This window comes from Kitasatospora sp. NPDC127067 (genome assembly GCF_042724755.1).
In the GTDB taxonomy this organism is placed as follows: domain Bacteria; phylum Actinomycetota; class Actinomycetes; order Streptomycetales; family Streptomycetaceae; genus Kitasatospora; species Kitasatospora lactacystinica.
In genome coordinates this window covers 71,514-90,999 of sequence record NZ_JBHXEM010000002.1, presented here as the reverse complement: position 1 = coordinate 90,999, position 19,486 = coordinate 71,514, and the positions used below count along the sequence as shown (strand labels likewise).

Here is a 19,486-nt window from a genome sequence, read left to right as displayed (position 1 = left end):
ACGCGCCGGTCGGGCCGGGGCGCGCGCCCCGCTCAGGCTCGGGCGTGCGCCCCCTGTCCGGGGCGCGGAACGGTGCCGGCCGCCTGCTCGACCTCCAGCAGCGAGGCCGAGTGGCGCTCCGCCTCGAAGGCCACCACGCCGCCGCGCAGTCCGAACAGGCGCTTGGAGAGCATGATCCAGAGCACCGCCGCGATGTTCAGCACCAGGGTGCAGACCTTGAGCGCGCTGACGTGGTGGCTCAGCTCGTAGCCCTCCAGGGGGAGGAAGGCCGCGGTGGCGACCACCGTCAGGTACTCGGCCCAGCGCTTGTTCAGCCACAGGCCGACGGCTTCGACGATCTCGATCACCGCGTAGGCGATCAGGGCGCCCGCGACGATCAGCAGGGTGCTCTTCTTGAAGTCGAAGGTCTTGCGGATGGTCTCGACGATCGGGGCGTGTTCGAGGTCCCAGTGGAAGTGGTCGGTGACCGGCCTGAAGACCGTGAGGTTCTCGTCGAACACCCGGTGCACCGCGTCCTGGCTGTTGGAGAACTTCCACACGGCCCAGGCGACGACGATGATCAGCAGCCCGCGCAGCACTCGTTCGACGGCCAGGAAGCGCAGGATGAACAGGTCCCGCAGCGCCTTGCCGCGCGGCACCAGCGGCGCGTCCTCGGCCGGTCCGGAGCCGTGCGGGTCGCCCAGCGCGAAGTCGCCGCAGCGCAGGCAGCGCCAGGCGTCGCCGAGGGCGGTGGAGGCGTGCAGCCGGGAGGCCAGTTCGGGTTCCGTCGGCGCGTAGGTGGTGTGACCGCGCCTGGCGCAGGTCCTGCGGTCCCAGTCGAGCTTGAGCATGTGGCGACTACCCCCGTGTGCGATGCGTCGGCGCCCGGATCGGTGGGCGCGCGGGCAGCAGGATAGGGGTTCCCGGTGACGGGCGGTCGCGCTCGGAGGCGTTCCGGCACACAGCTGTGACAGGGCGGGCGGGCGCTGTGAGATCGGGCACGGTGGCCACCCCCGGCCGGGGGTCCGTAGGTGTGCTCGGCGATAATGGCCGGAAGGCTTGTGAGTTGCTTCACAAGCGCGCCCGCGCCGCCGACCCCCGTATTGAGGTATCCATCGTGAACAGCAGCGCCGTCCACCGCCTGCGCCTGGTCTCCGGCCCCGAAGGGGTCTCCTTCATCCTGCTGCTGATCTGCTCGGTGCTGAAGCGGACCACCTCGTTCGACGCCGTCCCGGTGATGGGCATGGTCCACGGCGTCCTGTTCATCCTCTACGCGGTCTTCTGGATCCAGGCCTGGCAGGCGCAGAAGTGGGACGCCAAGCGCGGCGTCCTGATGTTCGTGCTCGCGGTGCTGCCCACCGGCGGCTTCTTCGCCGAGCGGATGCTCGCCCGCGAGGAGCGGGGCGAGCCGAAGCCCGCCACCGCCTGAGCCCCGGCGTCATCGTGGACGGTCGACAGGCTGCCGCGGCCTCCTCTCCCAAAGGGCCGCGGCAGCCTGTCGCCGTTTCTTACCGGGGGTGGCTCGGGCCGGTCCTGCCGGCGGCTCGCGCCGGGGCCGGTCGGGGCGTGTCGGGCACGCCCTAGTTGACGTTCACCGCGCTCCAGGCGGCGGCGACCGTGTTGTACTCGGTGCTGCTCGCGCCGTACAGGTCGGTGGCGGCCTTCAGGGTCGCGGTGCGGGCGGCCTTGTAGTTGGTGGTGGAGGTCATGTAGACGGTCAGGGCGCGGTACCAGATCGCGGCCGCCTTGGTCCGGCCGATGCCGGTCACCGTCGAGCCGTTGGAGGTCGGGCTGTTGTAGCTGACCCCGTTGATGACCTTCGCCCCGCTGCCCTCGGCGAGCAGGAAGAAGAAGTGGTTGGCGACGCCCGAGGAGTAGTGGACGTCCTTGTTGCCGACGGTGGAGGACCAGTTGTCGGCCGAGGCGCCGTCCTTGGAGGGCTTGTCCATGTAGCGCAGCGGGGTGCCGTTGCCGTTGATGTTGAGCTTCTCGCCGATGAGGTAGTCCGGCGGGTCGGCCGGCAGGTTGGCGGACCACTCGACCATGGTGCCGAAGATGTCCGAGGTGGCCTCGTTGAGGCCGCCGGACTCGCCGGAGTAGATCAGGCCGGCGGTGGCGGAGGTGACGCCGTGGCTCATCTCGTGGCCGGAGACGTCGATGGCGGTCAGCGGGTGGGTGTTGCTCGCGCCGTCTCCGTAGGTCATGCAGAAGCAGGAGTCGTCCCAGAACGCGTTGACGTAGTTGGTGCTGTAGTGGACGCGGCTCGCGGCGCCGACGCCGTTGTTCTTGATGCCGTTGCGGCCGAAGGTGTTCTTGTAGTAGTCCCAGGTCGCGCCGGCGCCGTACTGGGCGTCGACCGCGGCGGACTCGCGGTTGGAGGGCGTGCCGTTGCCGAAGCTGTTGGTGGTGTTGCTGAAGAGCGTTCCGCTGCCCGAGGTGCCGCCCTTCAGGTCGGTGGTGGACTGGTTGCCCCGGGAGGCGTCCTTGAGCTGGTAGTTCGAACCGCTCTGGGTGGTGGTCAGCGTGACGGTGCCGACGTTGACGCCCTTGCCGGTGCCGGTGGCGGTCTGCACCTTCTCGTCGCTGGCGAGCACCTGGCCGGTGGCGGCGTCGGTGATCACTTCCTGGCGGCTCGGGGTGCCGTCCGAGCGCTGGCCCGAGACCACCGTGCGGTGGGCCAGTCGCGGGGTGCCGTCGGCGGCCCAGACGACCAGCTCGGGAGCGCCGGCGCCGTCGACCCGGCTGAGCGCCGCCTCGTCGGCGTCGGCGGTGATGCCGACGGTCGCCCGCACCGCGGCGGTGGCCGCCTCGGCGGCCTGCGGCGCGGCGAGGCCCGGGGTGAGGCTGGGCACCGACAGCCGGCCGGCGAAGGCCTGGTCGACGGACTTCACCGAGCCGTCGGCCTTCTGGTGGACGACCAGGTCGCCGCCGATGACCGGCAGGCCCGCGTAGGTCCGGTCGTACCGCAGGTGGCGGGTGCCGTCCTTGTCCACCACCACGTCCTTGGGCACCAGCTTCTCCTGGCCGCCGAGGGCGAGGGCCTGGGCGACCGGGGCGCTCTGCCCGGAGGCCAGCGCCAGCAGCGCGGACTGCTGCTGGGCCGGCGAGGGGGCGGCGGCCTGGGCGGGGGCGGCGGCGATCTGGATGACGCCGGCCAGCAGGGCGGTGGCGGAGAGTACGGCTCCGACAGTCAGCTTTCGCTTCACGTGCGGGGGTTCCTTCCACGAGACCCGCGGGTGCGTGCGGGTGCGCCGCGTACCGGGGCGCCGGGGTTGACGCCTTGGGGCGGTAGGGCGCGGACGTGCCGGTCCCGTGCGGTTCCTGACGCTCCGCCGGGTGTGGGTGGGGGCGGCGGAGGGCCGGACGGGACTTGGTCAGAAGCATGACAATCGTTGGCAGGGATGGACAGGGTGCCTCCGGGGATTGGCCAGGAACCGCCAATCCCGGTACGGATGGTTCGGTTGCCGCCCGCTGCCCGGTTTCGGCGGTTCGTCCCCCTGGCGGGACTCCGCCAGCCGCCCGGCCTTGACAGCCCTTCGCAACGGCCGGACGCCCGGGCCCTCCCCATGGAGGTCCCGGGCGTCCGGTGCGCCTGTGCGGTGCGTCAGTTGACGTTGACGGCGCTCCAGGTGGCGGCGACGGCGCTGTACTCGGCGCTGCTCGCGCCGTACAGGTCGGCGGCGGCCTTGAGGGTGCCGGTGCGGGCGCCCGCGTAGTTGGTGGTGGAGGTGAAGTAGGTGGTCAGCGCGCGGTACCAGATCTGCGCGGCCTTGTCCCGGCCGATGCCCGCGAGGGTCGAGCCGTTGGAGGTGGGGCTGTTGTAGCTGACGCCGTTGATCGTCTTGGCGCCGCTGCCCTCGGACAGCAGGTAGAAGAAGTGGTTGGCGACGCCGGAGGAGTAGTGGACGTCCTTGTTGCCGACGGTGGAGGACCAGTAGTCGGCCGAGGCGCCGTCCTTGGACGGCTTGTCCATGTAGCGCAGCGGGGTGCCGTCGCCGTTGATGTTGATCAGCTCGCCGATGAGGTAGTCCGGCTTGTCGGCGGGCAGGTTGGCGTAGAACTCGACCATGGTGCCGAAGATGTCCGAGGTGGCCTCGTTGAGGCCGCCGGACTCGCCGGAGTAGTTGAGGTTGGCGGTGGCGGAGGTGACGCCGTGGCTCATCTCGTGGCCGGCCACGTCCAGCTCGGTCAGCGGGTGGGTGTTGCTCGTGCCGTCGCCGTAGGTCATGCAGAAGCAGGAGTCGTCCCAGAACGCGTTGACGTAGTTGGAGCCGTAGTGGACCCGGCTCGCGGCGCCGACGCCGTTGTTCTTGATGCCGTTGCGGCCGAAGGTGTTCTTGTAGTAGTCCCAGGTCGCCGCGGCGCCGTACTGGGCGTCGACCGCGGCGGACTCCGCGTTGGAGGCCAGGCCGTTGCCGAAGCTGTTGGTGGTCTTGGCGACCAGGGTGCCGGAGCCGGAGGTCTTGCCCTTCAGGGTGTAGGTGGCCTGCCCGCCGCGGCTCGCGTCCTTGAGCTGGTAGCTCGAACCGCTCTGGGTGGTGGTCAGCGGGACGGTGCCGACGAAGACGCCCTTGCCGGTGCCGGAGGCGGTCCGGACCTGCTCGTGGCTGGAGAGCACCTGGCCGCTCGCCGCGTCGGTGACCAGCAGCTGGCGGCTCGGGGTGCCGTCGGCGCGCAGGCCCTCGACCGTGGTGCGGTAGGCCAGGCGCGGGGTGCCGTCGGCGGCCCAGACGACCAGTTCGGCCTTGCCGGCCTGGTGGACCTCGGTCAGCGGGGACTCGTCCTCGTCGGCGGCGATGCCCACGGTGGACTGCACGGCGCCGGTCGCCTGGGCGGCGGCCTGGTCGGCGGGGATCTGCGGGGTGAGGCTCGGCAGCGCGAGGGTCGCGCCGGTCGCCTTGTCCACGGAGGTGGTCGAGCCGTCGGCCTTCTGGTGCACCACCAGGTCCCCGCCCAGGACCGGGAGGCCGGCCAGGGTGCGCTCGTAGCGCAGGTGGCGGGTGCCGTCGGCGTCCACCACGGCGTCCTTGGCCACCAGTTGCTCCTGGCCGCCCAGGGCCAGGGCGTGCGCCACCTTGCCGGCCTGGCCGTTCGCCAGGGCGATCAGGTCGGCACGCTGCTGCGCGCCCTGGGACTGCGGGGCGGGGTCCGCGACGGCCACGGCGCTCACCTGGACGACGCCGGTGAGCAGGGCGGTGGCGGAGAGTACGGCGACTGCGGCGAGCTTTCGCTTCACGAACGAGTCCTTCCGGGAAACCGCGAACGGACGCGGTCGCGCGGCGTTCCGGGGGGCCGGGCCGGCACCTGAGGGGCGGAACGAGCGCTGACGTGCAGGTCCCCGTGCGGTCGGAGCGGCTGTGCCACCGGTGGGTGGGGGTGGTGGCTGCCGAACGGGGTTGGCCGAAAGCATGACAATCGAGCAAATCAAATGACAGGTCTTGCTCATGAATTGGCCAAGTCCCGCCATGGCGGAGGAATGTGAACGGGCGGACAAAAGGGAGGAATCACCCGGCCTTGCAGCGGGTTGCTGTCCGAACCGAGGCCTGGTGGCACGGCGCCGACCCGATCCGGGGTCAACCCCGGTGCGCCGGGAGCCCGTTGTCGCGCGTTCACATCGACGCAATGTCCTGGTATGGACCTGGCCGTCCGATTGGCGGGTTCCCGCCACGTGTTGCGCTTGTCCACCATCAGGACGCCTGGTAGCACGCGTCCCGTCCGCCGGTACGGTAAGGAGGTGGCCAAGCCCCTCGCTCTCGACTTCGACCCGATCGCCCGCGCCGACGAGCTGTGGACCCGCCGCTGGGGCGCAGTCCCCTCGATGGCGGCGATCACCTCGGTCATGCGCGCCCACCAGATCCTGCTCTCCCGGGTGGACGCGGTGCTCAAGCCGTACGGGCTGACCTTCGCCCGCTACGAGGCCCTGGTGCTGCTGACCTTCAGCCGGACCGGCGAGCTCTCGCTCTCCAAGATCGGCGAGCGGCTCATGGTCCACCCGACCAGCGTCACCAACACCGTCGACCGCCTGGAGCGGGCCGGTCTGGTCGCCCGCCGGCCCAACCCGCTGGACGGCCGCGGCGTGCTGGCCACGATCACCGAACGCGGCCGCGAGGTGGTCGAGGAGGCGACCGGACGGCTGATGGCGATGGAGTTCGGGCTGGAGGAGTACGGCGAGGAGCAGTGCCGCCAGGTCTTCGATCTGCTCAGGCCGCTGAGGGTGGCCGCCGGCGACTTCACCGATCCGGGCGAGGGGGCTGCGAAGGGGACGGCGTGAGGGCGGCTACCCTCGTTGGAGCGGTGCGCGGATCCGGGCGTACCGGCCGATGCTGCCGAGCGACGCGAGGAAGATCATGAAGGCGACCCCCCTGCTGGGCTGGTACCGGGCCCTGGCCGTTGCGACCGGTGTGGCGCTGCTGGTGTTCTGCGGCTTCATGGTCGCGAAGTACGGCTTCGGCGCGGCCGAGGACGTGACCACGTACGTCGCGATGCTGCACGGCTACCTCTACATCGGGTACTTCGTGGTGACCTTCCTGCTCGGGCAGAAGCTGAAGTGGCCGATGGGCCGGCTGGTGCTGACCCTGGCGGCGGGCTGCATCCCCTTCCTCTCCTTCGTCTTCGAGCGCAAGGTGGCCCGCGAGGCCGCCGAGAAGCTCCCGGCGGGCGGCGCCGCCCGCCAGCCGGCCGGGGTCTGAGCCCCGCCGCCCGCACTGTCGAGAGCGCCCCTCCCCGATCAAGGGGGAGGGGCGCTCTCGGCGTTTCGTGGGCCCTTCGGGGTGGATTCCGGGCCGTGCGGGCGGTCGTCCATCGACAAGTACTAGGACGTCCGAGTAAATTGTTAGGACGTCCTACTAGCTGTGCCGCCCGTCGCCGTGGCGGCCGTACGGAGCGGAGTTCGGGGTCATGGACGCCGAGGAGATCGAGCGCGGCCGGCAGCGCTGGCAGCAGCGGTACGACAAGGCCCGCAAGCGGGACGCGGACTTCACCACCCTCTCCGGTGACGAGGTCGAGCCGGTCTACGGCCCGCCCGCCGGGCAGGCCCACGAGGGTTTCGAGCGGATCGGCTGGCCGGGCGAGTACCCGTACACCCGCGGCCTGCACCCGACCGGCTACCGGGGCCGCACCTGGACCATCCGCCAGTTCGCCGGCTTCGGCAACGCCCAGCAGACCAACGAGCGCTACCGGATGATCCTGGACGCCGGCGGCGGCGGCCTCTCGGTCGCCTTCGACATGCCCACCCTGATGGGCTACGACTCGGACGACCCGAAGTCGCTCGGCGAGGTCGGCCACTGCGGCGTGGCCATCGACTCGGCCGCCGACATGGAGGTGCTGTTCGCCGGCATCCCGCTCGGCGAGGTCACCACCTCGATGACGATCAGCGGCCCGGCCGTGCCGGTCTTCTGCATGTACCTGGTCGCCGCCGAGCGCCAGGGCGTGGACCCGGCGGTGCTCAACGGCACCCTCCAGACGGACATCTTCAAGGAGTACATCGCGCAGAAGGAGTGGCTCTTCGCCCCCGAGCCGCACCTGCGCCTGATCGGCGACCTGATGGCCTACTGCGCCGAGGGCATCCCCGCGTACAAGCCGCTGTCGGTCTCCGGCTACCACATCCGCGAGGCCGGGGCGACGGCCGCGCAGGAGCTGGCGTACACCCTCGCGGACGGCTTCGGCTACGTCGAGCTGGGCCTGTCCCGCGGCCTGGACGTGGACGTCTTCGCGCCCGGCCTGTCCTTCTTCTTCGACGCGCACCTGGACTTCTTCGAGGAGATCGCCAAGTTCCGCGCCGCGCGCCGGATCTGGGCCCGCTGGATGCGCGAGCGCTTCGGCGCCAAGACCGACAAGGCGCAGTGGCTGCGCTTCCACACCCAGACCGCCGGCGTCTCGCTGACCGCGCAGCAGCCGTACAACAACGTGGTCCGCACCGCCGTGGAGGCACTGGCCGCGGTGCTCGGCGGCACCAACTCGCTGCACACCAACGCCCTGGACGAGACCCTGGCGCTGCCCTCCGAGCAGGCCGCCGAGATCGCCCTGCGCACCCAGCAGGTGCTGATGGAGGAGACCGGTGTCGCCAACGTGGCCGACCCGCTGGGCGGTTCCTGGTACGTCGAGGCGCTGACCGACCGGATCGAGCAGCAGGCCGAGGCGATCTTCCAGCGGATCCTCGACAAGGGCCGCGAGGACCACGAGATCGGCCCGATCACCTCCGGCATCCTGCGCGGCATCGAGGAGGGCTGGTTCACCGGGGAGATCGCCGAGGCGGCCTTCCAGTACCAGCAGTCGGTGGAGAAGGGCGACAAGCGCGTGGTCGGCGTCAACTGCCACCCGCGCAGCGTCACCCCCGAGCTGGAGATCCTGCGGGTCAGCCACGAGGTCGAGCGCGAGCAGGTCCGGGTGCTGGGCGAGCGCAAGGCGGCCCGGGACGAGGCGGCCGTCCGCGCCGGGCTGGACGCCATGCTGGCGGCGGCCCGCTCGGGCGAGTCGATGATCCCGCCGATGCTGGACGCGGTGCGCGCCGAGGCGACGCTGGGCGAGATCTGCAACGCGCTGCGGCAGGAGTGGGGGACGTACCAGGAGAACGCGATGTTCTGAGGCCGCGGCCGGAGCGGAGCCGCCGTACGGGACCGGGATCCCGTACGGCGGCTCCGCCGTGCGCTCAGCCGGCGAGCAGCGGTCCGAGCAGCAGGTCGGTGAAGCGGCGGGTCCACTCCGGGGTGATCGGCTCGCCGCTGACCAGGACGCGGTGCTCGACGGTGCCGGCGATGGTGTCGAAGATGATGTCGACCTCCTCGCGGGCCGAGTCGGCGTCGCAGTCCGCTCCGAGTTCTCCGCGTGCCTGGGCGGCCGCCCGGCCCTGGCGGACCAGCCGCTTCTGCGGATCCACGATGGACTCGCGGATCCGGCGCCGCAGCTGGCGGTCGCGGGTTCCCTCGGCGAACAGCGCGAGCAGCGCGGCCTGGGTCTCCGGGCGGGCCAGCAGATCGGCGAACTGGGCCACCACGGCCTCGATGTCGGCCCGCAGGCTGCCGAGGTCGGGCATCACCAGGTCGTCGAAGAGGGTGGCGACGGCGTCCACCACGAGCTCGTTCTTGGACGGCCAGCGGCGGTAGAGGGTGGTCTTGGCGACCCCGGCGCGGCTCGCCACGTGGCCCATGGTCAGTCCGCCCCAGCCGAGTTCGGCCAGCGCCTCGCGGGTGGCGTCCAGGATCGCGCGGTCGGCGGCGGCGCTGCGGGGGCGGCCCTTGGCCCGGGCGGCGCCCGCGGGTTCCGGGGTGGCGGCGGCCCGGTGGGGGGCCGCGCCGGCCGGGTCGGGGCAGGCCCGGGCCGTGGGCTCGGCGCGCTCCACGCTGTCCGGGCTCGCTGGGGGCTGGGCGGCCGGCACCGGGCCTCCTCGCGCTTTACTGGTAAGTAACTTGGGTGGGGCTGGTAACGGTAGCGACTGTTCGCCCGTTCGGGCAGCGGGGCGGCCCGGGAAAGTGGGGCAGGTCACGTCCCCGAACCGCCGGTGGGGCTTGCGGGCGGGGCACCGGCTCCAGTTACGCTACGACTCGTAGCGAAAGCAGTGACAACCAGGCGCCGCGTCCCGTGGGACGGGAGCGGCGCGGGCGCGGGTGGGGATCCGCGCCGAACGGTCCAGGCTACCGGGGGAGGGGCACCGCGCCCGGAATTCCGTGCCGCGCGGTCCGCGCGGGGCGACTTTCCGGAGGATGGTGCCCGCGAGCAGCGCGGACGGGGGAGGATGGTGCCATGCAGCCACGGAATTCGCGTCTCAACAGCTCCGCCCTGCGCGGCGCGGTCGACCTCGCCGCAGTGAAGGCGGCCGGCGAAGCCGCCCAGAAGGCCGAGCAGGCCCGGGCCGAGCGGGCCCGGCAGGCGGCCGCCGCCGATTCGGCCGGAGCCGTCCCCGCCCAGTCCGCCCACCAGCTCGTCATCGACGTCACCGAGGACACCTTCGAGACCGAGGTCGTCCAGCGCTCCACCGAGGTGCCGGTCGTCATCGACTTCTGGGCCGAGTGGTGCGGGCCCTGCAAGCAGCTGAGCCCGATCCTGGAGGACCTGGCCGAGGAGTACGCCGGCCGCTTCGTGCTCGCCAAGATCGACGTGGACGCCAACCAGCTGCTCTCCCAGCAGTTCGGCATCCAGGGCATCCCGGCCGTGATGGCCGTGGTGGCCGGCCAGCTGGTGCCGCTGTTCCAGGGCGCGGAGAGCGCCGCCAACATCCGCAAGATCCTGGACCAGCTGATCCTGGTCGCCGAGCAGCGCTTCGGCGTGGCCGGCGGCGCGGCCGTCCCGGGCGGGGCCGAGGCCGCCGCGCCGCAGCGTCCCGAGGACCCGGCGCTGTCCGCCGCGCACGACGCGCTGGACTCCGGTGACCTGGGCGGTGCCATCCGGGCGTACCAGAACGTGCTGATCGAGCAGCCGGGCAACACCGAGGCCAAGCTGGGCCTGGCCCAGGCCGAGCTGCTGAAGCGGATCGAGGGCCTGGACCTCCAGGCCGTCCGGGCGGCGGCCGCCGCCGACCCGAAGGACGTCGAGGCCCAGCTCAAGGCGGCCGACCTGGACCTGGTCGGCGGTCACGTCGAGGATGCCTTCGGGCGTCTGGTGACCACCGTCGGGCGGACGGCCGGTGAGGACCGGGACGCCGCCCGGGTGCGCCTGCTGGAGCTGTTCGAGGTGATCGGCGTGGAGGACCCGCGGGTCGTCGCGGCCCGTACGGCGCTGGCGCGCGTGCTGTTCTGAGTCCGGATCAGGCCCGCCGTCTGGCACGGCGGATGACCTGCGGTGTCGCTGGGGATTTGGCGACAATCCGGTCAACCGAACAGAGGTTTACCAAATCTTGATTTCACCCGCGGGTGGTCACCATGTGTGACCACCCGCGGGTGTTTCGCTGGTGTTTCCGGCGGATTTCGCCATCACGTTTCCTTCAAGGCGTCACGCAGGGTGCGGCTCGGGTCGATTTCATGATCAACATCACCCGATGTTGCATTACCCGTCAGTAAGGAACCTCTTGTGCTTAGCCCGGGATTCAAGCACGATCGGCCACGCCCGGTCCCAGACTCCACCTCGCCGACCCCGGTCGGCCACGCGGAGCGCGGGATCCCCACCGGGTGATCCGCCGGCCCCGGCCGGCGGGAGGGAGGGCAGGGGGGTATCCGCGGTCCCACGGCGGTTCCTGTCCTTCGACCGGCCGCGCGGCCCTGCGCGGTCGCTGGTTGTCGCTCGGGGGTGATCGCCGATGTCGTCGGTCCTGCCCGCCGCCCCGCAAGGTCGGCCGGTGCTCGGACGGGACGCCCGCTGCACGCGGGTCGCTCCCGCGTCCGACGACGCCCAAGGCGCTCTCCGCTACCGAGGACGTAGCTCTCTCCCATCCCAGGCCCCCACCGGTGCGGGACGCACCGCCGGGGAGCCGGAGATGTACGTCCTAGAAGGAGGACTCGCATGTCCCAGACCTACGGCAAGACCCGCTGGAAGCGCTTCGCCCTGGTGATGGTGCCGAGCGTCGCGGCCACCGCGATGGTCGGCATCTCGATCGCCAACAACGCGCTGGCGGCTTCGTTCAGCGTGTCCGGCCAGAGCTTCAAGGTCACCACGCCGGAGCTGCACGGCAAGAACTTCGCCCAGTTCGGCTCGATCGACGCGGAGACGAACGGCACTCCGCACCCGGTCGCCGTCTCGGCCTTCGACGAGGCCACCATCAAGGGCCTCTGCCAGTCGGTGGTGACCGACCCCAACGTCATCCCCCACCTGCCGTGGAAGCTGCCCAAGATCGTCCTGCGGCTGGAGGCCGGCAACAGCGACGACGTCAAGCAGCAGGTCTACGCCAAGAACCTGCTGATCGACCTCGACCAGCTGAACGCCGACGCCGAGTTCACCAACATCAACATCGGCCAGGACGCCTCGACCCTCAAGGGCTCGGCCACCCAGGGCTGGCAGTCCAAGCTCGGCGGCCTGCCGTCCGGGCAGACCGGCTTCGCCCAGGCCGCCGAGAAGGCCGACCTGTACAACGTGCAGCAGACCGCCTGGGCCACCTCGGCCGGCACCTTCAAGCTCCAGGGCCTGAAGCTCGCGCTGCACACCGACGGTTCCGGCGAGTGCTACTAAGCCGCTGACGGCGGCGGACCGGGCCCGGTCCGCCCGCCCCGACGGCACCTGCGGGACCGGGGACGGTGCGTGCGCCGTCCCCGGATCCCGTGTCTCGTCCATCCCCTCGTTCACACCATCGAGGAGCTGCACCGTGTCCAGCGCCCTTGCCTCCTACCGGCCCGCCGAGCACGAGAACCCCGCCCAGTGGCTGCGCCGGGTGTTCCGTACGTTCCGCCGGACGCGGCCGTACTACGGCGGTCTGCTGGCCATGATCGCCGGCGTCCCGATCATGTACTTCCCGTACGCCAAGCTCTCGCTGGGCGGCATGACGGTGGCCATGGCCACCACGGCGGGTGCCGGGTCACTGATCATCGGCGTGCTGCTGGTGGTGCTCGGACTGACCGCGTGGTTCCAGCCGGCCGTGCGGGTCTTCGCCGGTATCGCCACCACCCTGCTGACGCTGGTCTCGATCCCGGTCTCCAACCTGGGAGGCTTCGGGCTGGCCCTGCTGCCGGGCCTGATCGGCGGCGGGCTGATGGTCTCCTGGGCCCCGCTGCCGGAGCCCGCGGCCGGAAAGGCCGCCAAGGGTTGGCGCCGGCGCCGGGCCGAGAGCGGCGCCGGGGACGCGGCGGCCGGGAGCGCCGTCGCGCAGAGCGTCGCCACCGAGCCGAATGCCGAGCCGAATGCCGAGCCGAACGCCGAGCCGAACGCCGAGACCCGGACCGCGGCCGCCGAAACCGTCGCCGGGAGCACCGTCCCGAAGCAGGCCGGCGCCGTGGACCAGGAGGAGGCGCGGTGACCGGGCCGGCCGAGCAAGCCGACAACGGTACGACCGTTCCCGCGCAGCGCTCCGGCCGGCACGCGGCCCCGCGCACGCCCGTACGGGTCCGGCTGAGAGGCCGGGCGCTGGCGATGGCGGCGGTGCCGACCGCGCTGCTGATGGCCGCGGCCTACACGCCCAACCCGGCGGTCGCCGAGTCCGCGGCGGGCAAGCCCTGCGGCACCGCTCCGGCCACCGTGCCGGACGTCGCGCCGATCGAGACGCCGGTGCCCAAGAGCGAGCTGCCGGAGCCGCCGCCGGGCCCGTCCACCGCGCCGAGCCAGGCCCCGACCACGGCGCCCCCGGCCGGCCCCTCGACCGACCCCGGCTCGGTGCCGACCCAGGTGCCGACCACCGCGCCCGCCCAGCAGCCCACCTCGCCGGTCAAGCCGCCGGCCGCCACCGCCCAGCCGTCCGTCGCCGGTTCCGCCGTCGCCGGTTCCGCCGACACCGGCACGGCGGTCCGGACCGGCCTGATCGACGACCTGGTCGGCGGCATCAGCCACCTGCTGAACCCGAACGCCGCGCCGAGCCCGACGCCGGCCACCACACCGGCGGCCACCACACCGGCCGCCCCGACGGCCCCGACCGCACCCGCCCCGGGCACGGGCACCCCGGCCCAGCCCGCCCAGCCGCAGGCCCGGGCCGCCGCCCCGCAGGCCGCGCCGCCCGCGACCCGGCCGGCCGACGACGAGCCCTCGCCCACCGCCACGCCCACCGCCGCGCCGAGCGGCAAGGCGACCGGCAGGCCGAAGCCGTCCGCGGACGCCTCGGCGACGCCCTCCGCGGGCGCCTCCGGCAGCCCGTCCGCCACGCCCACCGAGAACCCCAACTGCGATGTGGACGCCCGGTCCCTGACCGCCGGCGCGCCCGCCCCCGGGCACGTCGTCCCGGAGCAGAACTGGACCCTGAAGACCAGCCGGCTCGCCCTGCACGGCGCGGCCTTCCACGGCGTCTACGACGTGAAGACCCCGACCGGCAGCAAGCGCGTCCTGAAGTTCGTGGTCGACAGCGTGGACATCGACAACCTCGACATGTCCACCCTGGAGGGCAACGGCGTCACCTTCCACGTCCAGGGCGCCCCGGGGTCCACCTCGACGATGCGCAAGGGCCCGGTCACCATGTACGTGGAGCGGCTGTCCGGCCACCTCTCCAAGGTGCTCGGCCTGCCGATCCTGATCGACCTGGGCGAGATCACCCTCACCCCGGACACCCTGCCGCGCTGGCTGTACGACCTGATCGGCGCCATCCCGATCCCGCTGGACCTGGAGCTGACCGGCGTCACCGCCAAGCAGGCCGGTCAGTTCGGCGGCACCCTGCGGATCCCCGGGATGCGCATGTTCAACGACGACGCCCCCTACAGCGACAAGTAGCGGCGGCGACGGACGGCGCGGACGACGGGCGGCGTGCGCCGCAAGGCCCGTGGGGCGGCCCTCCGGAAGGAGGACCGCCCCACGGGCGTTCGGGTCGGGCGGGCGGTCACTCGCTCCGGGTGCCGAGGTGGTGCACCTGCACCATGTTGGTGGTGCCGGGGATGCCGACCGGGACACCGGCGGTGACGATGACGGTGTCGCCCTCGCCGAGCCGGCCCAGCTTCAGCAGCTCCCGGTCGACCTGCGCGACCATCGCGTCCGTGGTGGCCACCTGCTCCGTCACGTACGCCTCGACGCCCCAGCTCAGCGAGAGCTGGTTGCGGGTGGCGGTGTCCGGGGTGAAGGCGATCACCGGGATCGGCGAGCGGTAGCGGGACAGCCGGCGGGCGGTGTCACCGGACTTGGTGAAGGCGACCAGCGCCCTGCCGTCCAGGAAGTCGCCCAGCTCGCACGCGGCGCGGGCGACCGAGCCGCCCTGGGTGCGCGGCTTGCGGCCCGGGTTGAGCGGCTGGAGGCCCTGGGAGAGCAGTTCCTCCTCGGCCTTCTCGCAGATCCGGCTCATGGTGCGGACGGTCTCGACCGGGTACTTGCCGACGCTCGACTCGGCGGACAGCATGACCGCGTCGGCGCCGTCCAGGATGGCGTTGGCGACGTCGGAGACCTCGGCGCGGGTCGGGCGCGAGGCGTGGATCATCGACTCCATCATCTGGGTGGCGACGATGACCGGCTTGGCGTTGCGGCGGGCCAGGGTGACCAGCTGCTTCTGGACCAGCGGCACCCGCTCCAGCGGGTACTCCACGGCCAGGTCGCCGCGGGCGACCATGATGGCGTCGAAGGCGAGGACGATCTCCTCCATGGCCTCGACGGCCTGCGGCTTCTCGATCTTGGCGATGACCGGCACCCGGATGCCGACCTCGTCCATGACCTCGTGGACGTCCTTGACGTCGTCCGCGTTGCGGACGAAGGACAGCGCGATCATGTCGACGCCCAGGCGCAGCGCGAAGCGCAGGTCGTCCTTGTCCTTCTCGGACAGGGCGGGCACGTTCACGGCCGCGCCGGGCAGGTTGATGCCCTTGTTGTTCGAGAGCACGCCGCCCTCGACCACCACGGTCCTCACCCGCGGGCCGTCGACGCTGACGACCTCCAGGGCGATGACGCCGTCGTTGATCAGGATTGGGTCGCCGGGCTTCACGTCGCCGGGCAGGCCCTTGTAGGTGGTGCCGCAGATGTGCTGGTCACCGGGGACGTCCTCGGTGGTGATGGTGAACTCGTCGCCGTTGTCGACGGTCACCGGGCCGTTGGCGAAGGTCGCCAGACGGATCTTCGGACCCTGGAGGTCGGCCAGGACGCCGATGGCCTTGCCGGTGTCCTCCGAGACCTGGCGGACCTTGCGGTACCGCTCCTCGTGGTCCGCGTGGTTGCCGTGGCTCATGTTCAGTCGGGCGACGTTCATGCCCGCCTCGACGATGGCCTTCAGCTGTTCGTAGGAGTCCGTCGCCGGACCCAGGGTGCAGACAATTTTCGCTCGGCGCATATGGATCAGTCTATCCGTTCGTGTTATAGGTGCATTCGGCACGCACCGGGAGGAATCGCCGACGAAAAGTTCCGAGGAGTGAGACGGTTCCGTGTCAGTCCTCGGACTCCCGGCGTTCCCGGTGCACCAGGGCGAAGGCCTGTCGGGCGATCTCCAGCTCCTCGTCGGTGGGCACCACGGCGACCGCCACCCGGCCGTACTCGGGCGAGATGATCCGGGCCTCGCCGGACCGCACCGAGTTCAGCTCCGGGTCGACGGCGATGCCCAGTTCCTCCAGTCCCGCGGTGGCCGCCGCGCGCACCGGCGCCGCGTTCTCCCCGACGCCGGCGGTGAACGCGATCGCGTCCACCCGGCCGAGCACCGCGTAGTAGCCGCCGATGTACTTGCGCAGCCGGTGGACGTACGAGTCGAAGGCCAGCTTCGCGTCGGCGTCCCCCTCGTCGGCCCGGCGCATGATCTCGCGCATGTCGTTCTCGCCGCACAGCCCGCGCAGGCCGCTGCGGCGGTTGAGCAGGTCGTCGATCTCGTCCACGGAGAGCCCGCCGACCCGGTGCAGGTGGAACACCACGCCGGCGTCGATGTCGCCCGAGCGGGTGCCCATGACCAGGCCCTCCAGCGGGGTCAGGCCCATCGAGGTGTCCACGCAGCGGCCGCCGGCGACCGCCGAGGCGGAGGCGCCGTTGCCCAGGTGCAGCACGATCACGTTGACCTCGGCCGGGTCCTTGCCGAGCAGCCGCGCGGTGGCCCGCGAGACGTACTGGTGCGAGGTGCCGTGGAAGCCGTAGCGGCGCACCCGGTGCCGGTCGGCGACGGCCTTGTCGATCGCGTACCGGGCCGAGTACTCGGGCATCGAGGCGTGGAAGGCGGTGTCGAAGACGGCCACCTGGGGGAGGTCGGGGCGCAGCGCGCGGGCCACCTCGATGCCGGTGATGTTGGCCGGGTTGTGCAGCGGGGCGACCGGGATCAGCCGGCGGATCTCCCGGAGCACGTCGTCGGTGATCACGGTCGGCTCGGTGAACCGCAGGCCGCCGTGCACCACCCGGTGGCCGATCGCGGCCAGCTCGGGGGAGTCCAGCCCGAGGCCGTCGGCGGACAGCTCCTCGGCGACGGCCTTGAGCGCGCCGGCGTGGTCCGGGAAGACCTGGACGGTCTCGCGCGTCTCGCCGCCGCGCGGGGTGTGCACCAGCCGCCCGCCGGTCTCACCGATCCGCTCGACCAGCCCGGCGGCCAGCTTGGCCCCGTCCAGCATGTCGATCAGCTGGTACTTCACCGACGAGGAGCCGGCGTTCAGCACGAGAACGCGGGTGCCTCCACTCATGCGTCCACCTCGCAGCGCTCGGCGGTCGCTTCGCGAAACACGCACCTACCGATGACTCGCTCGCTGCGCTCGCTCATGCGACGGGCTCCTTGCTGTCCTGGGACTGGATGGCGGTGATCGCGACGGTGTTGACGATGTCCTGCACCAGCGCCCCGCGGGAGAGGTCGTTGACGGGCTTGCGCAGCCCCTGGAGCACCGGCCCGACCGCGACCGCGCCGGCCGAACGCTGGACCGCCTTGTAGGTGTTGTTGCCCGTGTTGAGGTCCGGGAAGATCAGCACGGTGGCCCGCCCGGCGACCGGGGAGCCCGGCAGTTTGGTGGCCGCGACGTGGGCGTCCACCGCCGCGTCGTACTGGATCGGGCCCTCGACCAGGATGTCCGGCCGCAGCTCGCGGACCAGCTCGGTGGCCTTGCGGACCTTGTCGACGTCGGCGCCGGAGCCGGAGGTGCCGGTCGAGTACGAGAGCATCGCGACCCGCGGCTCCACCCCGAACTGGGCGGCGGTGGCGGCCGATTGGATGGCGATGTCGGCCAGCTGCTGGGCGTCCGGGTCCGGGTTGACGGCGCAGTCGCCGTACACCAGCACCCGGTCGGCCAGGCACATGAAGAAGACCGAGGAGACGATCGAGGCGCCCGGCGAGGTCTTGATCACCTCGAAGGCGGGCCGGATGGTGGCGGCGGTGGAGTGCGCCGCGCCGGAGACCATGCCGTCCGCGATGCCCTCCTGGACCATCAGGGTGCCGAAGTACGAGACGTCGGTGACCACGTCCAGCGCCAGCTCGACGGTCATCCCCTTGTGGGCGCGCAGCTTCGCGTACAGCTCGGCGAACTGGCGGCGCAGCGGGCTGGTGGCCGGGTCGACGATCCGCACCTGGGCCCGGTCGGCGGCCGGGTTCCCCCCGGCCTGGTGGCCGGGAGCCGTGCCCGCGTCGGGGAGGGCGATGCTCAGGGCCGAGGCCTTGCGGCGGACGGCGTCCACCTCGCCGAGCAGGGTGAGGTCGCAGATGTTGCGGCGCAGCAGGATCTCGGCGGCGCGCAGCACCCGCTCCTCGGTGCCCTCGGGCAGGACGACGTGCCGGCGGGCGCCCCGGGCGCGCTCCAGCAGCTCGTGCTCGAACATCATCGGGGTGACCCGGTCGGACCGGCCGACCTCGATCAGGTTGGTCAACTCGGCGGTGTCGACGTGCAGTTCGAAGAGACCGAGGGCGATCTCGGCCTTCCGGGGGCTGGCCGGGGTGAGCTTGCCCTCCAGGTGGGTCAGATGGGCGGCGGTGGGCCAGCTGCCCTCGGGGACGACGGCGACCGGGGTGCCGGGGGCGAGTCGGGCGGCCAGTGCCATCACGTTGGGGCCGGGGTGCTGGCCGAGCGTCAGCAGCACGCCGGCGATCGGCGGGGCGCCGGCGGCGTGCGCGGCCAGCGAGCCGATCACCAGGTCGGCGCGGTCCCCGGGGGTGACCACCAGCGCGCCTTCGGTCAGCGCGTCCAGGAAGGTCGGCAGCATGGCGCCGCCGAAGACGTAGCCGCGCACGTCCCGGGCGAGGCCGGCGGCGTCCCCGAGCAGCACCTCGGCGCCGGTCGCCTCGACCAGCTGGGCGACGGTGGGCGCGGCCAGGGCCGGCTCCTCCGGGATGACGTAGGCGGGGATCGGCAGCTTCTCGGTGAGGGTCTGCCGGATCCGCTGCTCGGCGCCGGGGGAGACCCGGTTGGCGATCATCGCGAGGGTCTGGCAGCCGAGGTCGGTGTACGCCCGGTGGGCGTTGCGGACCTCGGCGACGACCGTCTCGGCGTCCGCGCCGTGCCCGCCGACCACGGGCAGCACGGCGGCGCCGAACTCGTTGGCCAGGCGGGCGTTGAAGGCCAGTTCGTCCGGGATGCTGGTGTCGGAGAAGTCGGTGCCGAGCACCAGCACGGCCTGGCAGCGCCGCTCCAGCGCGTGGAAGCGGTCGACCAGGACGGAGACCAGCTCGTCCTGCCCCATGGCGGCCTGGAGCGTGGCGGCCTCCTCGTAGGTGAGGCCGTACAGCTCGGTGCTCGGCAGGTCGATCCGGTAGCGGCCGTGCAGCAGCTCGACCACGTGGTCGGAGCCCGGCCGCCCGGGCGCGGCGGCGTGCACCAGTGGGCGGAACACCCCGACCCGGTCCACCTGGCGGGTGAGCAGTTCCATGACCCCGAGTTCGACCGCCTGGCGGCCGTCCCCCCGGTCGATACCGGTCACGTACACGCTGCGCGCCACGTGGGTGTCTCCGTCCCGTCGTCTCGGAAAGTGGTCATATCGACCATACCTTCGCACCCCGAACGGCCGTCCGCGAGCAGAGCGGCGGGGTTCGGGCAAGGGGCGGAGGTCCCTCCCGGGTGCCCGCCCGGTGGGGCGGGCACCCGGGGCCTCG

Annotated in this window: 15 protein-coding genes; 8 read left to right on the top strand and 7 right to left on the bottom strand. The window is 72.1% G+C overall.

Features of this window, described 5'->3' with window-relative positions; all coding sequences use genetic code 11:
- Positions 1–32: 32 nt before the first annotated feature.
- The gene (locus tag ACFWJ4_RS01545) at positions 33–830 is read right to left on the bottom strand and encodes a DUF2127 domain-containing protein (RefSeq protein WP_359899911.1); all 798 of its coding nucleotides are present in this window, start codon (positions 828–830) and stop codon (positions 33–35) included.
- A 266-nt stretch (positions 831–1,096) separates the two neighbouring features.
- Here ACFWJ4_RS01545 and ACFWJ4_RS01540 point away from each other — a divergent pair, with 266 nt between their 5' ends.
- Positions 1,097–1,408, top strand: coding sequence for a DUF3817 domain-containing protein (locus ACFWJ4_RS01540; RefSeq protein ID WP_380348672.1), 312 nt, complete (start codon positions 1,097–1,099; stop codon positions 1,406–1,408).
- A gap of 151 nt (positions 1,409–1,559) precedes the next feature.
- Here ACFWJ4_RS01540 and ACFWJ4_RS01535 read toward each other — a convergent pair whose 3' ends face one another.
- Together ACFWJ4_RS01535 and ACFWJ4_RS01530 are read right to left on the bottom strand one after the other, a co-directional pair.
- Positions 1,560–3,185 (bottom strand): M4 family metallopeptidase, encoded by a 1,626-nt coding sequence (locus ACFWJ4_RS01535; protein WP_380538206.1) that lies wholly within the window; start codon positions 3,183–3,185, stop codon positions 1,560–1,562.
- A gap of 398 nt (positions 3,186–3,583) precedes the next feature.
- Positions 3,584–5,215: a M4 family metallopeptidase gene (locus ACFWJ4_RS01530; protein WP_380538204.1), complete on the bottom strand. Its 1,632-nt coding sequence runs from the start codon at positions 5,213–5,215 to the stop codon at positions 3,584–3,586.
- Positions 5,216–5,713: 498 nt separating this feature from the next.
- Between ACFWJ4_RS01530 and ACFWJ4_RS01525 the strand changes: the two genes are divergently transcribed.
- From ACFWJ4_RS01525 to ACFWJ4_RS01515, 3 genes are all read left to right on the top strand, one after another.
- Positions 5,714–6,250 carry a MarR family winged helix-turn-helix transcriptional regulator gene (locus ACFWJ4_RS01525; RefSeq protein WP_380538202.1) on the top strand — a complete coding sequence of 179 codons (537 nt, stop codon included), beginning with the start codon at positions 5,714–5,716 and terminating at the stop codon, positions 6,248–6,250.
- 76 nt (positions 6,251–6,326) lie between these two features.
- Positions 6,327–6,668, top strand: a complete 342-nt coding sequence (locus tag ACFWJ4_RS01520) for a DUF3817 domain-containing protein (RefSeq protein ID WP_359899903.1) — start codon at positions 6,327–6,329, stop codon at positions 6,666–6,668.
- 208 nt (positions 6,669–6,876) lie between these two features.
- Positions 6,877–8,562 carry a methylmalonyl-CoA mutase gene (locus tag ACFWJ4_RS01515; RefSeq protein ID WP_380538200.1) on the top strand — a complete coding sequence of 562 codons (1,686 nt, stop codon included), beginning with the start codon at positions 6,877–6,879 and terminating at the stop codon, positions 8,560–8,562.
- 64 nt (positions 8,563–8,626) lie between these two features.
- Here the strand turns inward: ACFWJ4_RS01515 and ACFWJ4_RS01510 are convergent, their stop codons facing one another.
- The gene (locus tag ACFWJ4_RS01510) at positions 8,627–9,178 is read right to left on the bottom strand and encodes a TetR/AcrR family transcriptional regulator (protein WP_359900018.1); all 552 of its coding nucleotides are present in this window, start codon (positions 9,176–9,178) and stop codon (positions 8,627–8,629) included.
- A gap of 539 nt (positions 9,179–9,717) precedes the next feature.
- On the opposite strand from ACFWJ4_RS01510, the gene ACFWJ4_RS01505 reads away from it, so the two are divergent.
- The 4 genes from ACFWJ4_RS01505 to ACFWJ4_RS01490 all read left to right on the top strand — a co-directional run bounded on the left by ACFWJ4_RS01505 (position 9,718) and on the right by ACFWJ4_RS01490 (position 14,247).
- Positions 9,718–10,710 (top strand): tetratricopeptide repeat protein, encoded by a 993-nt coding sequence (locus tag ACFWJ4_RS01505; RefSeq protein WP_380538198.1) that lies wholly within the window; start codon positions 9,718–9,720, stop codon positions 10,708–10,710.
- A gap of 699 nt (positions 10,711–11,409) precedes the next feature.
- Positions 11,410–12,072, top strand: coding sequence for a DUF6230 family protein (locus ACFWJ4_RS01500; protein WP_380538196.1), 663 nt, complete (start codon positions 11,410–11,412; stop codon positions 12,070–12,072).
- 133 nt (positions 12,073–12,205) lie between these two features.
- Positions 12,206–12,853 carry a DUF6114 domain-containing protein gene (locus ACFWJ4_RS01495; protein WP_380538194.1) on the top strand — a complete coding sequence of 216 codons (648 nt, stop codon included), beginning with the start codon at positions 12,206–12,208 and terminating at the stop codon, positions 12,851–12,853.
- Entirely contained in the window at positions 12,850–14,247 is a 1,398-nt protein-coding gene (locus ACFWJ4_RS01490; RefSeq protein WP_380538192.1) for a hypothetical protein, read from the top strand. Before ACFWJ4_RS01495 ends, ACFWJ4_RS01490 begins: the two co-directional genes overlap by 4 nt.
- 106 nt (positions 14,248–14,353) lie before the next feature.
- On the opposite strand, the gene pyk is transcribed toward ACFWJ4_RS01490, so the two are convergent.
- The 3 genes from pyk to pta form a co-directional block, all read right to left on the bottom strand.
- Complete coding sequence (gene pyk / locus ACFWJ4_RS01485) at positions 14,354–15,781, bottom strand: pyruvate kinase (protein WP_359899892.1); 1,428 nt, start codon at positions 15,779–15,781, stop codon at positions 14,354–14,356.
- 94 nt (positions 15,782–15,875) lie between these two features.
- Positions 15,876–17,099, bottom strand: a complete 1,224-nt coding sequence (locus tag ACFWJ4_RS01480) for an acetate kinase (RefSeq protein ID WP_380538190.1) — start codon at positions 17,097–17,099, stop codon at positions 15,876–15,878.
- Positions 17,100–17,172: 73 nt separating this feature from the next.
- Positions 17,173–19,332: a phosphate acetyltransferase gene (pta, locus tag ACFWJ4_RS01475; RefSeq protein ID WP_380538188.1), complete on the bottom strand. Its 2,160-nt coding sequence runs from the start codon at positions 19,330–19,332 to the stop codon at positions 17,173–17,175.
- Positions 19,333–19,486: the final 154 nt, after the last annotated feature.